Source organism: Actinomyces sp. HMSC08A09, assembly GCF_001807465.1.
GTDB classification, from domain to species: Bacteria; Actinomycetota; Actinomycetes; order Actinomycetales; family Actinomycetaceae; genus Actinomyces; species Actinomyces oris.
On sequence record NZ_KV789148.1, the window covers coordinates 1 to 15,026 of the forward strand.

Below are 15,026 nucleotides of genomic sequence, written 5' to 3' on the forward strand. Positions count from 1 at the left end.
GGCCGCTGAGGCGCCGGCACCCGCCGCCCCAGCTGCGACCGCGGCGCCTGCAGCCGCCGCCCCGGTGAGCTCTGGAGCCTCGGGTTCCTACGTCACGCCGATCGTGCGCAAGCTCGCCAAGGACAAGGGTGTGGACCTGTCCACCGTCACCGGTACGGGTGTGGGCGGACGCATCCGCAAGCAGGACGTGGAGGCTGCCGCCAAGGCCGCCGAGGAGGCCCGCGCTGCGGCAGCCGCCCCGGCTCCGGCTACTGAGGCGTCGGCGCCCGCCGCCGCGGCCAAGCCGGCCTCGGCCAAGCCCGAGGTGGACACCACCCTGCGCGGCCGCACGGAGAAGATGAGCCGACTGCGTCAGGTCATCGCCGATCGCATGATCGACTCCCTGCAGACCTCCGCCCAGCTGACCACCGTCGTCGAGGTGGACGTGACTCGCGTGGCCGCTCTGCGGGCCCGCGCGAAGAACGACTTCCTGGCCAAGAACGGCACCAAGCTGACTTTCCTGCCCTTCTTCGTCCAGGCGGCGACGGAGGCCCTCAAGGCCCACCCGAAGATCAACGCCTCCATCGAGGGCAAGAACGTCACCTACCACGATGTCGAGCACGTCGGCATCGCGGTGGACACGCCGCGCGGCCTGCTCGTGCCGGTGGTCAAGAACGCCGGGGACCTCAACATCCCCGGGCTGGCCAAGCGCATCAACGACCTGGCCGCCCGTACCCGGGACAACAAGGTCAACCCCGATGAGCTCAGCGGCTCGACCTTCACGATCACCAACACCGGCAGCGGCGGTGCCCTGTTCGACACCCCGATCATCAACCAGCCGGAGGTCGCGATCCTGGGCCTGGGCGCCATCCAGCGCCAGCCGCGCGTCATCAAGGATGCCGACGGCGGCGAGGTCATCGCCATCCGCTCGGTGTGCTACCTGGCCCTGTCCTACGACCACCGACTGGTGGACGGCGCGGACGCGGCCCGCTACCTCATGACGGTCAAGAAGCGCCTCGAGGAGGGCGACTTCGGCGGCGAGCTGGGGCTGTGAGCCTGCGCTCGGCCCGCTAGGCCGTCAACAACGGGGCCCCGCACCATCACGGTGCGGGGCCCCGTTCGTTGTACCCGGGATATCGGGTCCTGTACTCGGGCACACAGCAAGCGCCGAGGTCCATTCCCGGCTCGCGGCTCGGCTCAGGAGTCCTCCGCTGCAGCCCGCGCGATACCGGCGAGCGTGTTCTCCAGCCCCAGACGAGTCCCGCGCCAGACGATCGGGTAGAGCAGCGCCCCCAGCCGCCCCCATGTGCGATGCGCCAGGACCAGACGGACACGAGTGCCACCCGGTGCCTCGATCAGGTGCAGATCCTTCACGAAGGCCACCTCACCGTCGCGACGCCCTGAGACGACGGTGCACGACCAGGTAACCCTCGTGTCCACGGCCGTCTCCAGCCGCCACCTCAGGAAGACGGTCCGACGTCGCCCCTCCCCCCTCTGCACGGCGCCGTCGGAAAGAACCTCAACCAGCTGCTGTCGGGGCATCCCCCACCACGTGAGCCGGTCCGGGTCCCTGAGTAGGGCGGCCAGCTGAGCCGCTGACGCTGAGATGAAGCGTTCCTGACTCAGGACCCGATCCAGGCCGTACCCACGGTACTCATCAGTCATCCGGTAGCGTCCCCAGGACGATTCCTCGTTGCCCGCTATCTCACTGAGCTCAGTGCGCAGGTAGCCGACATCAACACCGCAGTGAACAAGAAGCCTGACGACCGGCGACTGGAGCGAGACGGTGGATGAGGAGATGAGGGCTTGCAAAGCCTGAGCGCTGGTGCTGAATGAAGCCCCCATGTCGTCAATGAACTCGGCGGCAGCGTCCGAGAGGGGAATCTCCCCTCCCGCATTCGCAGTCAGCTCTTCGGCTGAGATCGGCGCAGGCCTGAGCGCGTCGGGAAGGTTGATGCCCACGCGCGCAAGATCCGCATGAGCCATGTCGTCGACGGCGGCACGCGCTCGCGTGAGAGTCACGCCCTGGGCCGCCAAGACGGCCGCAGCCGTCCCGCCTTGGGCGAGGAGACCGAGGAGCATATGCTCCGGCTCGACCTCCCGGTGGCGAAGGCGCGCGGCTTCCGCGTGCGTGGCTTCGAGCCAGGTCAGGTAGTGGTTAACGGCGGGCATCGTCATCTCCTTCGGGTCGGGGCCAATCCGGGCTGAACTCGCTTTGCGTACTTCTTGTGGACTGCCTGACGAGAGACTCCAAGACAGGAGGCGATCTCGATCCATCCCATGCCCGCGCGCAGAGCGGCCTCGACCTGCGCAAGCTCAAGGCTGTCCGTCAGTCGTCGCAGAGCCGCCACGGCTCGTAGCCCGTCCTCGGGGCGAGTGGTGTCAGCAGCCTCAGTGGCTGCGGTGAGCGCATCCATGCGAGCAACCTAGGTTGACGAAACTACTTTGTCAACCTATGTTGCTACTCATCTCCAACAAGGACATTCAGTCCGGAGGCCGAGCACCTTCTTCCACTTACGCCACACACCCACCACTGAGCCGACTCCCACGCCCTCAGTCCCTGCTCGCCACAGACACCTCAGCAAGGCCGACGACGCCGCGAGCAAAGTCGATGCGATCCTCCGTGGAGCTGAACTCGCCCGCCAAGGGGCCGTCGAGGAGCAGCGAGGCCAGGCCGTGCACGCCGGACCAGATCAGGACCTCCGCCTCGACCTGAGCACCATCGCCCATCATGGCCTTCGCCAGGCGGGCCAGCTCCCGACGCGCACGATCGCCGGCCTGCACCACCTCCGGGAAGCGCTCGGGATCGCAGACGTCGGGCCGGAACATCACCCGGAACACCCCGGGGTGACGTAGCGCGAACTCAACATAGGCGTTTCCCGAGGCCACCAAAACCGCATGCAGATCCGCATCCCCAAGCCCCTCGTGCGCCACAGCGAGCCTGTCCGCGAGCTCATCGAAGCCCTCACATACCAAGGCCGCCAGGATGGCCTCGCGGTTTGCGAAGTAGTGGTACGGCGCCTGGTGCGTACAGCCGGCACGACGTGCAACCTCTCGCATACTCAGGGCACTGGGGCCGGCTTCATCGAGGAGCTCCCTGCTGGTTCGCAGCAGCTCGGAGCGCAGATCCCGGCCGCCGTGGCGCCCTGAGGCGCCTGTCGTTTCAGAGGTCATGGAAGGAGTCTAGAACCGAACTACTAGACAGTGTCCAGTTGACTGCTATGCTGACTTGACACTGTCTAGTTTTGGAGGGGTAAGGGATGTCCTACGACGTCATCGTGATCGGTTCGGGCATTGGAGGACTGACGACTGCCGGCCTGCTGGCGCGGGCCGCCGGCAAGCGAGTTCTGGTCCTGGAGCGGCACACGGAACCGGGCGGACTGACGCACACCTTCCGGCGTGACGGCGCCTCCTGGGATGTGGGGGTGCACTACATCGGTCAGCTTGGCCCCGGAAGCCAGGGCCACGCCTACTTCGACTACCTCTCTGGTGGCGAGCTGGAGTGGAACCGTATGCCCGACTCCTATGACAGGTTCGTCTACCCGGGCGTGGACCTGCGCGTCAGCAGCGATCCAGTTCGGTACGAGCGTGATCTGGTTGCCGCGTTCCCCCAGGAGGCCAGAGCCATTCACCGTTACTTCCAGGATGTTCGCCGGGTGACACGGTGGCTGACGCTGAGCTTCGTCCAGGGGATGGTCCCCCGACCTGCGGCCTCGCTGCTCAGGGCCGCCCAGCGCCTGGGAGGCCGGAAAGCCACTCAGACGACGAAGGCGTATCTGGATTCCCACTTCCGCTCCCCCAGGCTCAAGGCCGTCCTGGCCAGTCAGTGGGGGGACTACGGCCTGCCGCCGTCCCGATCGGCCTTTGCCGTGCACGCGCTGATTGTCTCCCACTACCTCGAGGGCGCCTGGTTCCCCCGCGGTGGCAGCGCTCGGATCGCCCGCACCTTCGAGAAGGGCATCGAGCAGGCCGGAGGCGCTGTCCGCGTCGCGCAGGAGGTCACCGAGATCCTCACCGAGAACGGGACGGCGGTCGGGGTCCGAGTCATGGACCACCGCGGCGCCCAGGTACGCGAACGCGTCTACCGCGCCCCGGTCATCGTGTCCGCCATCGGCGCCTCCAACACCTTCAACCGTCTGTTGCCCACATTCGGAGAGATCGGGAGACGCACCGGGCCCGCACGCCGCTCGCTGGAGCACCTGGGTACGGGCACGTCCGCGGTCACCGTCTTCCTACGCTTGCGTGATGACCCGCGCAGCATCGGCATTGATGGTGGAAACATCTGGGTGAACCGGGACCTCGATCACGAGGGTGCACAACGGTACAGCGATTCGCTGCTCGAGGGGCGCCCTCACGATGTCTTCGTCTCCTTCCCCTCTCTGAAGTCCGGCGAGTCCCCACATACCGCCGAGCTCATCTCCTTCTGTGACGCGCGAGCCTTCCGGCAGTGGGCCGAGCAGCCCCGAGAAAACCGCGGCCCCGAGTACTTCGCTCTCAAGGAGCGCATCGCCCAAGGCATGCTGGAACTGGCTGAGAGCGCGGCTCCGGGGCTGACCGAGCTCGTGGACTACGTGGAGACCTCCACTCCTTTGACCTACGAGCACTACACCGCTCATCCCGCCGGGGCCTTCTACGGTCCTCCGGCCACTCCGCTGAGGTTCCGGTCCCGCCCCCTGGGACCGCGCACGGCCGTCCCCGGTCTGTTCCTCTCCGGACAGGATGCCGGGAGCGCCGGCATCATGGGAGCCATGATGGGCGGAGTCGCAGCCGCGTGCCAGGTCCTTGGGCCCCGCGGGTATCCCACCATCGCCTCCGCTCTGCGCGAGAGGCCCGAGACTCCTGAGTCTCGCGCAGTGCACCCACTGCCCGAGGGCAAGCACCTCGCCACCCTGGTCTCCAAACGGCGTCTGACTCCCAGCGTGTGGGAGGCGGAGCTGCAGCTGGACGGCAGGATCGGCTCGTGGGCGCCAGGGCAGTTCGCCCGTCTGCACGTGGGCGATGACGCATGGCGTGACTACTCGATCGCGGGGCTGGAGGAGGATCGTCTTCGTCTGCTCATCTCCACCCGGACAGGCGGCCGAGGTTCCCAGTTCATTGAGAACGCGGACACGGGCGCGCAGACAGTGGTGGAGCTGCCCCTGGGCGGTTTCGGGCTCGCCGACTCGGGCAGGCGCCGCCTGTTCATCGCCACCGGCACGGGGATCGCACCCATGCTGGCCATGTTCGCTCACGCTCCCGGCCTGGAGCACGACACTCTGCTCTTCGGGTGCCGTCACCAGGAGGAGGACCTGACCACCAGGATCAGCTCCCCCTTGCCGGGGACCGTCGTGCGCTGTCTGAGCCGCCAGGAGGCTCCGGACGCGTTCCACGGACGAGTCACCCAGGCCCTCACCGCGCTCGCTCACGATCTCCAGCTCGATCCCGAGTGCACAGACGTCTACCTGTGCGGTTCGGCGGCGATGGTGGCAGACGCACGAGACGTGCTCGAGCACGAGGGCTACACGTCGGTCCTGACCGAGCCCTACTGAGCCCCACACGGCCCGTATCCACCCTGAGTTCGCTCCGATCGTCGACCGAGCCTGGCCTGCGGTGCCCCTTAGAGGTCACTCCACGGCTCGAATGTCCGCGACGCGCCACGGCTCCGGGACGACGATGAGCACGACCTGGCGGGGTGCGAGGGCCGGAACCGTCCGCGTTCCCTCAGGCCCCGAACGTGTTGAGGCGCTTTGAGACAGCGTCACCTGGACCGCTCTCGCGCCGGCCCACTGCTCCGCCGCGTCATCAGGCAGCCTCACCTCAGCGACCTGGCTGACGGAGGTGTGCAGCTCCTTGACGCCTTCTCCGGAGTCGGACAGCTCGGTGAGAACCTGAGTATCGGCCCGCGCCGCGGGCGACCCCGGTACCGTCGTGGCAGCCAGAGCGACGGCATCGCCGGCCATGAGGGCCCGGTCTCGAGCCGCGGACAGTCCGACGACGACGCTGGCCACGTCGACGCCGCCGCTCCCGCCAGGAGCCTGCGTCGACGCCGTTGCGACTGAGCTCCCGGCGACTAAGGGAGACGGGCTACCTGAAGGGATGGCTCCGGCGCGGGAGGAGGTCAGCGGCCGCGCCGATGCTGTCGGGCCGGCGGCCGCTCTGAGCGCCCACACGGGCCTGTGCGACACCAGGGCCTTGGCCGGCCCCCAGGCGGCCAGGCAGATGGCCACCAGCGCCACTGCCGTAAGTCCCCAGGCGCGGGTGCGCGAGCGCCCTGATCCTCCTCTTCTCCCCCAGCGTATGGCCGCGGGCCCTCGCCCGGTGCGGCCGGCACTGCCATGGTTGTTCCGTGGCTCGCTCCTCGTCCTCGGCCGGCGGCTCGGTCGGGCTTTGGGCCTGAGCCTGGAGCCGACCGTGCGGGTCGGGGTGCGGGCTGCTGCTCGCAGGGAGCCTGCAGCCATGCGGGCGCCGTCAGGCAGTTCGATGGGTGAGGCCTGCCCGAGCTGAGGTGCCCGGGCCGCCAGATCCCGTGCGGTGGGACGGTCTGCGGGCTCCTCGGCCAGGGCATCAGTCAGGATTCCCGCCAGGCGCCGGGAGGCGGTACCGCCCTGCCCCGAGCACTCGGTCAGCAGACGGGCCAGGGCGTAGACGTCACCGGCCGCGGAAGGCGGGGCACCGGCGAGGCGTTCCGGCGCGGCATACTCCTGCGTGCCCGTCTCCATGACGGAGCCCAGCAGGTCGACGAGGACCGGGTGCCCATCGGCGGTCACCAGGACGTTGCCACTCGATACGTCCCCGTGGGTCGCTCCGTGCTCGTGCAGGTAGGCCAGTGCCGAGCCCAGAACGTCCAGGAGCGTGGCCAGCGAGGAGACGTTCAGCCGTCCTCGCGCCCCCAGAACCACGTCGAGTCCCGCCCCGTCGACGAGGTCCATGATGACGCCCGCCCGACGCTCGGGCAGCGAGACCACCTCCCGCACGGTGACCAGGCCGGGGTGGCGCAGGACGCGCAGGTCGGCCAAGCGCCGCAAGACTATGGCTCCAGCACGTCCGTGGGGCAGGTCGACGACCCGGATGACCACATGGCGGCCCTGCGCATCGAGGCTACGGCGAGGGGCGCTGGGGGCAGTGGAACGCCCCATGACCTCACCGATGGTGTAGCCCTGCTGCGACAGGGCGCCGAGCGCCGAGTCAGGGATGCTCGGCTCCGCGTCCGAGGGAGGCAGTGAGCCGGCGCGAGGGGCGCCCGCGCAGCGCGGCCGCAGTCGCCGGCGAGGTACGGGACGGCGTCGGGGCCGGGGACGGTGGGAGGCGCCATCTCCGGGGCGGTCGGCGGGGCGGGGGCACGTCGTCGGGCTCATGCACTCCATGGTCATCACGGCGCACCGTGATGACCAGCCCTTTCGACCGGCCTGTGGATAACTCGGGTTCGGGGGCCGGTTGTGGTCACGTAGACTGCACCCGTGCTGCGTGAGGACATGGAGCTCGGTTCCCGGCTCATCCCCTTCCATGAGGGCTGGCAGCGGCAGAGGGATGTTCACGGCGAGATCGTGGAGGGGCGCCGCCCCTCGACCCTTCTACTCGTGGAGCACGAACCGGTCTACACCGTTGGCAGGAGGGCCCACTCCTGGGAGCGGCCCAGCGCTGACGTCGTCGAGCCCGGTCACGTACCGGTGGTCGACGTGGACCGTGGCGGCAAGACCACCTGGCACGGGCCCGGACAGCTGACCGTATACCCGATCCTGCGCCTGGCCCAGCCCATTGACGTCATCCGCTACGTACGGGCCCTGGAGGCTGCCGTCATTGACCTGTGCGGCCTCTACGGACTGGAGACGATCCGTGTCGAGGAGCGCTCCGGGGTCTGGCTGCCGGCCGATCCTGAAGCCGCGGGCGAGGCGGATCAGCTTGCGCGCCCCGAGCGCAAGATCTGCGCCCTGGGGGTGAGGGTCGCCCGCGGCGTGACCATGCACGGGATCGGCCTGAACGTCGATCCCGACCTGGAGGCCTTCTCCCTGGATCGCATCATTCCCTGCGGAATCGACGACGCCGGAGTGACCTCACTGGCAGCGGAGACCGGCCGGCACCTGGCGACCGGCGCTCCCGCGGACGCCTTGGTATCCACCCTGGAGAGCCACCTGTTGCCCTTGGTGGCGGATGCCACGTGACAACAGGCCTTACTCCTAGGCCGGAGGTCCTAAGAACCTCGGGAGCGTACTAGACTCCCCGTAGAACCGTCGTCAGCGAGGAGAGGTAGACGTGAGCACCACCGTGGCCCCTGAGGGACGTAAGCTCTTGCGGGTTGAGGCGCGCAATGCCCAGACCCCCATTGAGTCCAAGCCCGACTGGCTGCGCACCCGCGCCGTCGTCTCCGACACCTACCAGGAGGTCCGCGGCCTGGTTCGGGAGAAGAGCCTGCACACGGTGTGTGCCGAGGCGAACTGCCCCAACATCTACGAGTGCTGGAATGACCGTGAGGCCACTTTCCTGGTGGGCGGCGAGATGTGCACCCGACGCTGCGACTTCTGCGACATCGCCACCGGCCGCCCCACCGAGTACGACGTCGATGAGCCCCGGCGTGTGGCGGTCTCGATCAAGGAGATGGACCTGCGCTACGCCACCGTCACCGGGGTGGCCCGCGACGACCGTCCCGACGGTGGCGCCTGGCTCTACGCCGAGACCGCCCGCCAGGTGCACGAGCTCTCGCCGGGCACCGGTGTCGAGCTGCTCATCCCCGACTTCAAGGGAAACCCCGACGCGCTTGAGGACGTCTTCTCCTCGCGCCCTGAGGTTCTCGGCCACAACCTGGAGACGGTCCCGCGCATCTTCAAGCGGATCCGGCCGGCCTTCTCCTACCAGGGCAGTCTCGACGTCATCACGGCCGCCGCGGAGGCAGGACTGGTCACCAAGTCCAACCTCATCCTGGGCATGGGCGAGACCCGTGACGAGATCGAGGCGGCCATGGCCGCCCTGGTGGAGGCGCGTTGCGACATCCTCACCATCACCCAGTACCTGCGCCCCTCCAAGCTGCACCACCCTGTTGACCGCTGGGTCAAGCCTCAGGAGTTCGTGGATCTCAGCCGCCTGGCCGAGGAGATCGGATTCGCCGCCGTCATGAGCGGCCCCATGGTGCGTTCCTCCTACCGCGCCGGCATGCTATGGGGACGGGCCATGGTCAAGCGCGGTCGCCCCATCCCCGAGCACCTCTCGCAGCTCGCCGAGCCGGCCACCGCCCGCCAGGAGGCGTCGGCCCTGCTGGGAGCCCACCCCCACCTCGCCGCCGCCTGCTGAAGGCGAGGCGCGGGTCCCACGCAGCCGACCGGGTTCCCGGTGCGCACCGGCCTGCCACGCTGACGGCGAGACCATGTGTGCCGGCGCACCAACGTCGTCTATGGTGTGCCCGTGAGTAGTGCCCAGTCCCCCCAGCCGAAGAAGAAGCGCCGGCTGGCTCAGTACCTTCAGAACATCAAGGACTCCTACACGATCTCGCGGCGAAGCTACCCGTGGATCGGGTGGACGATGCTGGCGGTGCTCGCCACGTGCCTCGCACTGGGGGCCGCTGTCTCCTTCGGTTACGGACTGTCCCTGTGGTACTGGCTGATGGTGGGCATCCTCATGGCGCTCATGATCGACATGGTTATTCTGTCGTTCACGGTGCGCCGCGCTTCCTTCTCCCAGATCGAGGGAATGCCAGGAGCGGCGAAGGCCGTTCTGGACCAGATCGGTCGGGGCTGGTTTGTGGAGCCCGAGCCCGTGGCCTTCACCAAGGACCAGGACCTCGTGTGGCGGCTGGTGGGACGCCCCGGCGTCGTTCTCATCGCGGAGGGACCCAGCACCCGAACCCGCCGCATGCTGGCCGAGGAGGAGCGCAAGGTCCATCGGCTGCTGTCGACCGTCCCCATCCACACCCTTCAGGTGGGCACCGACGCCGGACAGGTGCGCCTGACCGACCTGACCAAGACGCTGCGCCAGCTTCCAACCAAGCCCACGTCACTGACTGACAGCGAGATCACTCAGGTCTCCAAGCGTCTGACGTCGATGGCGGGCAAGAACCTGCCGATCCCCAAGCACATCGACCCCAATCGGGTCCGCCCCGACCGCCGCGCCATGCGCGGACGCTGAACCTCCGCCCCAGATCACCTCCTTCCCCCATGACACAGGGCCCTGCCGACTCGAGGAGTCCGGCGATCAACGGGCGAAACACTCAGGCAACACTGACGCCATTCCTTTGTCACGGTAACGTCAATATAGTGACCGCCGTCAGCCACAGTGCATACGTGTGAAGTATGTGCGCCGTTCCCACCTGGAGGAGATATGTTCAAGGACGCATCCGAGGCACTGACGTTCATCGAGACGGAGAATGTCGCGCTGGTCGATGTGCGGTTCTGCGACCTACCCGGCGTCATGCAGCACTTCACCATTCCTGTGGCCGCCTTCAAGGACGAGGCCCTCACTGACGGCCTGATGTTCGACGGCTCATCAATCCGAGGCTTCACCGCGATCCACGAGTCGGACATGAAGCTGGTTCCCGATGTGACCACCGCCTTCCTGGACCCGTTCCGCGAGGAGAAGACCCTGGTCGTCAACTTCTCGATCGTCGACCCCTTCACGGACGAGGTCTACTCGCGCGACCCCCGCTCGATCGCCGCCAAGGCCGAGGACTACCTGCGCTCCACCGGAATCGCCGACACCTGCTACATCGGGGCCGAGGCCGAGTTCTATCTCTTCGACTCGGTGCGCTACGAGGCCTCGCCAGCCGAGTCCTTCTACGCCATCGACTCCTGCGAGGCGGCCTGGAACACCGGCCGCGAGGAGGAGGGCGGCAACAAGGGATACAAGACCGCTTTCAAGGGCGGCTACTTCCCCGTCTCCCCCAACGATCAGATGGCCGATATCCGTGATCGCATGGTCCGCACCTGCCTCGCCTCCGGACTGGAGATCGAACGGGCCCATCACGAGGTCGGGACCGCCGGACAGCAGGAGATCAACTACCGTTTCAGCTCTCTGCTAGCCGCGGGCGACGACATGATGAAGTTCAAGTACATCATCAAGAATGAGGCCTGGCGCAACGGCAAGACAGCCACCTTCATGCCCAAGCCGATCTTCGGCGACAACGGTTCGGGCATGCACACCCATCACTCGCTGTGGAAGGACGGCAAGCCACTGTTCTTCGACGAGCGGGGCTACGGCCAGCTCTCGGACCTCGCCCGCTGGTACATCGGTGGGATCCTGGCCCATGCCCCGGCGCTGCTGGCCTTCACCAACCCGTCGGTGAACTCCTTCCACCGCCTGGTCCCCGGCTTCGAGGCGCCGGTCAACCTGGTCTACTCGGCCCGCAACCGCTCGGCCTGCATCCGCATCCCGGTCACGGGCTCCTCCCCCAAGGCCAAGCGGGTGGAGTACCGGGTGCCGGATCCCTCCTCCAACCCCTACCTGTGCTTCGCCGCCGTCCTCATGGCCGGAATTGACGGCATCCGCAACCGCATCGAGCCCCGCGAGCCCATCGACAAGGACCTCTACGAGCTGGCTCCCGAGGAGTACTTCGACATCGACAAGCTCCCCGACAGCCTGGACGAGGCGCTGGAGGCCCTGGAGGACGACCACGACTTCCTCACTGAGGGAGACGTCTTCACCCCCGACCTCATCGAGACCTGGATCGAGTACAAGCGCACCAACGAGATCGAGCCGCTGCGGCTGCGCCCCCACCCCTACGAGTTCCAGCTCTACTACGACCTGTGAGCCGGTGACCCAGCTCAGACGGCGGCCCTGAGCCTCCTACGCACGAGGCTCAGGGCCGCCGTCGTGCTGTACGCCACCATCCCAGTTTGCATATCTATACTGCATTGCGGATATTCTTTCTCTGTCTTGATCCACTCCGAAGAGGAGATCCCACGATGAGGATCCGCCATCACGCCTCCCTCGGGCTGGCAGCCACCGCCTGCCTGGTCCTCAGCGGATGCACCAACGCCGCTGACTGGAACGCGAACCGGAGCTCGCAGATCCACTCCTTCGACACCTCGTCGATCCAGGCGCAGCCCGACATCATTGCCAAGCTCCCTCAGGGCGCCCTTGAGGACGGTGTCCTCGACGTGGCCGCCTCCACGGACTACGCGCCGGCCGAGTTCCTCGACCCCTCGGGCACGGCCGTGGGCTACGACGTCGACCTGACCAACGCGATCGCCGCCGTCCTGGGCGTCAAGGGCAAGGTGCACACCGCCGAGTTCGACTCCATCATCGCCTCGATCGGCTCGAAGTACGACGCCGGCATCTCCTCCTTCACCGTCACCCCCGAACGGACCGCGGAGGTCGACATGACCGCCTACATCAACGTGGGCTCGCGATTCAACGTCCAAGCCGGCAACCCCAAGGGCGTCGAGACCTCTGACCACCTCAAGCTGTGCGGACGGACCATCGGCGTCCAGGTGGGAACCGCCCAGGAGACCACCATGCGCGACGCCGCCGACAAGTGCGCCCAGGCGGGCAAGCCGGTGCTGTCCGTACGCTCCTACTCCAAGCAGTCCGAGGCCACCACCGGCCTTGTGGGCGGCACCATCGACGCCACCTACTCGGACTCCACCGTGGCCGGCTACGCCGTCGAGCTGACCGATGGCCAGATCGTCACCCTCGGTGAGATCGAGGACGCCGCCCCCCAGGGTGTGGTGACCGCCAAGGCCGACCCCCAGTTCACCGCCGCGATCCAGGCCGCCGTCCAGTACCTCATGGACCACGGCATCTGGCAGAAGATCCTGGACAACTGGGGCGTGAAGGACGCCGCCCTGACCACCGCAGAACTCAATCCCGCAGTGAAGGAGTGAGCAGTGACCGCCTCACCCGCCTCTGAGGACGACAAGGTCATCCTCAACAATCCCAAGCCCGTCCCCCGCCCGGGGACGTGGATCAGTGCCGCGATCGTCACGGTCCTGGGGGCCATGCTCATCCACGGGCTGGTCACCAATGAGAAGTTCCACTGGTCCACGGTCTGGTTCTTCCTGCGTGAGGTCCACGTGGTCAAAGCCGTCGGCTGGACGCTGCTGCTGACGTTCATGGCCATGGCCATCGGCATCGTACTCGCGGTCACCACGGCGATCCTGCGCCAGTCCTCCAACCCGGTCCTGCGCTGGGTGGCGCTGGCCTACCTGTGGTTCTTCCGTGGCACCCCGATCTACACCCAGCTGGTCTTCTGGGGTGCGCTGTCCGCGCTCTACCAGAAGCTGAGTCTGGGCATCCCCTTCGGTCCCGAGCTGCTGACCTTCAAGACGACGACGGTCTTCACCCCCTTCGTCGCGGCGGTCCTGGGGCTGGGCATCAACGAAGGCGCCTACCTCTCCGAGATTGTCCGCTCGGGCCTGAACTCAGTGGACAAGGGCCAGAGCGAGGCCGCAGGTGCCCTGGGCATGAGCAGGGGCCAGATCCTGCGCAGGATCGTCCTTCCCCAGGCGATGAGGGTTATCGTCCCGCCCACCGGCAACGAGACGATCTCCATGCTCAAGACGACCTCCTTGGTGCTGGCGGTCCCCTTCACCCTGGATCTGACCTTCGTCACCAACTCCTACGCGTCGCTGACCTACCAGATCATTCCGCTGCTTCTGGTCGCGGCCATCTGGTACATCATCATCACCTCGATCCTCATGGTGGGGCAGCACTACATCGAGCGCTACTACGGCAAGGGCTTCGACCCTGACAAGTCCTCCGCCTCCTCGGGCCGGGGCCTGTCGGCCCGCCAGCAGGCCATCCTCGATGCGCACACCACCAAGGACAATCCCTTCCTGGAGGTCACCCCATGAGCACATCCGCCCAGGCAGCAACCGGGACGCCCAAGGTCGAGATCAGCGACCTGCACAAGTTCTTCGGTGAGCTGCACGTGCTGCGGGGCATCGACCTCATCGTCCCGCCCGGCTCGGTGACGGTCCTCATCGGCCCGTCGGGCTCGGGGAAGTCGACTCTGCTGCGCTGTATCAATGAGCTGGAATCCATCGACGCCGGCCGGATCAAGGTCGACGGCGACCTCATCGGGATGCGTGAGGTCGAGCGCAGGGGGCGCATCGAACTGCACGCCCTATCGGACAAGGCCCGCGCCGCTCAGCGCGCCAAGATCGGGATGGTCTTCCAGCGTTTCAACCTCTTCCCCCACATGACGGCTCTGCAGAACGTCATGGAGGCACCGGTCCTGGTCAAGAAGACTCCAAAGGCCAAGGCCCGTGAACGCGGCATCGAGCTACTGGAGCGGGTGGGGCTGGGGGATCGCCTCGACCACTACCCCTCCCAGCTCTCCGGCGGCCAGCAGCAGCGGGTGGCGATCGCCCGGGCCCTGGCGATGGACCCCGAGCTCATGCTCTTCGACGAGCCGACCTCGGCCCTGGATCCCGAGCTGGTCGGTGAGGTGCTGCAGGTGATGAAGGACCTCGCCGCCTCCGGCATGACGATGGTCGTGGTCACCCACGAGATGGGCTTCGCCCGGGAGGTCGGCGATCAGCTGATCTTCATGGACGGCGGCGTGGTCGTGGAGCGGGGCATCCCCTCCGAGGTCCTCGACCGACCCGCCAACGAGCGCACCCGTGCCTTCCTGTCCTCCGTGCTGTAGGGGCCTCCCTCCTCCAGCGCGCAGAGCACTCTGCCGCCCTCGGAGACGGCCTCCGTCCCGAGGGAGTTCGTCCCCCGGCGGGAGGTCCCCGTGCCGCGCCCTCGGTCCGCAGAAACCGTCTCGGCCCTCACATACCGTCTCGGCCCGGCGTTGCGCCCTCGTTCTCGCAGTTTGAGGGCGCAACGCCGGGCGTCGTGGTCCCGTGGGCGATCCATGGAGGCCATGGAGTCGTCGATCAGGATCGAATCGAGAGCACCGCCACGGACCCCGATCAGCAACCGGGTGACGCCCCACGGATCTTTTCCCGCCATTTCAGGCAAAACCTCATCATTAAGAACCGCCTCTCACCCACCTTCTTCCGATAAGCTTCCGCTTCAGCTCCGAAGCGCACTCTCACATGGGAAGATGCCTACGGGGTGCCTCATGTCGAGGTGCCCGCGAGGTGTCTTCGGTGCCTCATGTAGGAATGCCCGCCAGGTTGAGGGGTGGTTAGGAG

General features: G+C 67.3%; 13 protein-coding genes. 9 read left to right on the top strand and 4 right to left on the bottom strand.

What is annotated here, in order from left to right; genetic code table 11:
• A partial coding sequence (sucB, locus tag HMPREF3165_RS10705; RefSeq protein WP_070513367.1) for a 2-oxoglutarate dehydrogenase, E2 component, dihydrolipoamide succinyltransferase occupies positions 1 to 1,033 on the top strand: 1,033 nt, incomplete at its 5' end.
• Positions 1,034 to 1,176: 143 nt separating this feature from the next.
• Here sucB and HMPREF3165_RS10710 read toward each other — a convergent pair.
• From HMPREF3165_RS10710 to HMPREF3165_RS10715, 3 genes are all read right to left on the bottom strand, one after another.
• Positions 1,177 to 2,151: a Clp protease N-terminal domain-containing protein gene (locus HMPREF3165_RS10710; RefSeq protein ID WP_070513370.1), complete on the bottom strand. Its 975-nt coding sequence runs from the start codon at positions 2,149 to 2,151 to the stop codon at positions 1,177 to 1,179.
• Between the two features lie 2 nt (positions 2,152 to 2,153).
• Positions 2,154 to 2,396, bottom strand: coding sequence for a hypothetical protein (locus HMPREF3165_RS13055; RefSeq protein ID WP_009406403.1), 243 nt, complete (start codon positions 2,394 to 2,396; stop codon positions 2,154 to 2,156).
• Between the two features lie 136 nt (positions 2,397 to 2,532).
• Positions 2,533 to 3,153 (bottom strand): TetR/AcrR family transcriptional regulator, encoded by a 621-nt coding sequence (locus HMPREF3165_RS10715; protein WP_070513373.1) that lies wholly within the window; start codon positions 3,151 to 3,153, stop codon positions 2,533 to 2,535.
• 86 nt (positions 3,154 to 3,239) lie between these two features.
• On the opposite strand from HMPREF3165_RS10715, the gene HMPREF3165_RS10720 reads away from it, so the two are divergent.
• Entirely contained in the window at positions 3,240 to 5,507 is a 2,268-nt protein-coding gene (locus tag HMPREF3165_RS10720) for an FAD-dependent oxidoreductase (RefSeq protein WP_004564779.1), read from the top strand.
• Positions 5,508 to 5,582: 75 nt separating this feature from the next.
• Here the strand turns inward: HMPREF3165_RS10720 and HMPREF3165_RS10725 are convergent, their stop codons facing one another.
• On the bottom strand, positions 5,583 to 7,313 hold the full coding sequence (locus tag HMPREF3165_RS10725; protein ID WP_256275281.1) for a serine/threonine-protein kinase: 1,731 nt from the start codon (positions 7,311 to 7,313) through the stop codon (positions 5,583 to 5,585).
• Positions 7,314 to 7,415: 102 nt separating this feature from the next.
• On the opposite strand from HMPREF3165_RS10725, the gene lipB reads away from it, so the two are divergent.
• The 7 genes from lipB to HMPREF3165_RS10760 all read left to right on the top strand — a co-directional run bounded on the left by lipB (position 7,416) and on the right by HMPREF3165_RS10760 (position 14,530).
• Positions 7,416 to 8,117, top strand: a complete 702-nt coding sequence (lipB, locus tag HMPREF3165_RS10730; protein WP_004564777.1) for a lipoyl(octanoyl) transferase LipB — start codon at positions 7,416 to 7,418, stop codon at positions 8,115 to 8,117.
• Positions 8,118 to 8,208: 91 nt separating this feature from the next.
• Positions 8,209 to 9,240 (top strand): lipoyl synthase, encoded by a 1,032-nt coding sequence (locus HMPREF3165_RS10735; protein ID WP_004564776.1) that lies wholly within the window; start codon positions 8,209 to 8,211, stop codon positions 9,238 to 9,240.
• Positions 9,241 to 9,315: 75 nt separating this feature from the next.
• Positions 9,316 to 10,071 carry a DUF4191 domain-containing protein gene (locus HMPREF3165_RS10740; protein WP_004564775.1) on the top strand — a complete coding sequence of 252 codons (756 nt, stop codon included), beginning with the start codon at positions 9,316 to 9,318 and terminating at the stop codon, positions 10,069 to 10,071.
• A 192-nt stretch (positions 10,072 to 10,263) separates the two neighbouring features.
• The gene (gene glnA / locus HMPREF3165_RS10745; RefSeq protein ID WP_004564774.1) at positions 10,264 to 11,688 is read left to right on the top strand and encodes a type I glutamate--ammonia ligase; all 1,425 of its coding nucleotides are present in this window, start codon (positions 10,264 to 10,266) and stop codon (positions 11,686 to 11,688) included.
• A gap of 155 nt (positions 11,689 to 11,843) precedes the next feature.
• Positions 11,844 to 12,764: an ABC transporter substrate-binding protein gene (locus HMPREF3165_RS10750; RefSeq protein WP_004564773.1), complete on the top strand. Its 921-nt coding sequence runs from the start codon at positions 11,844 to 11,846 to the stop codon at positions 12,762 to 12,764.
• Positions 12,765 to 12,767: 3 nt separating this feature from the next.
• Positions 12,768 to 13,733, top strand: coding sequence for an amino acid ABC transporter permease (locus HMPREF3165_RS10755; protein ID WP_070513376.1), 966 nt, complete (start codon positions 12,768 to 12,770; stop codon positions 13,731 to 13,733).
• Positions 13,730 to 14,530 carry an amino acid ABC transporter ATP-binding protein gene (locus HMPREF3165_RS10760; protein WP_004564771.1) on the top strand — a complete coding sequence of 267 codons (801 nt, stop codon included), beginning with the start codon at positions 13,730 to 13,732 and terminating at the stop codon, positions 14,528 to 14,530. Before HMPREF3165_RS10755 ends, HMPREF3165_RS10760 begins: the two co-directional genes overlap by 4 nt.
• The last annotated feature ends 496 nt before the right edge of the window (positions 14,531 to 15,026 follow it).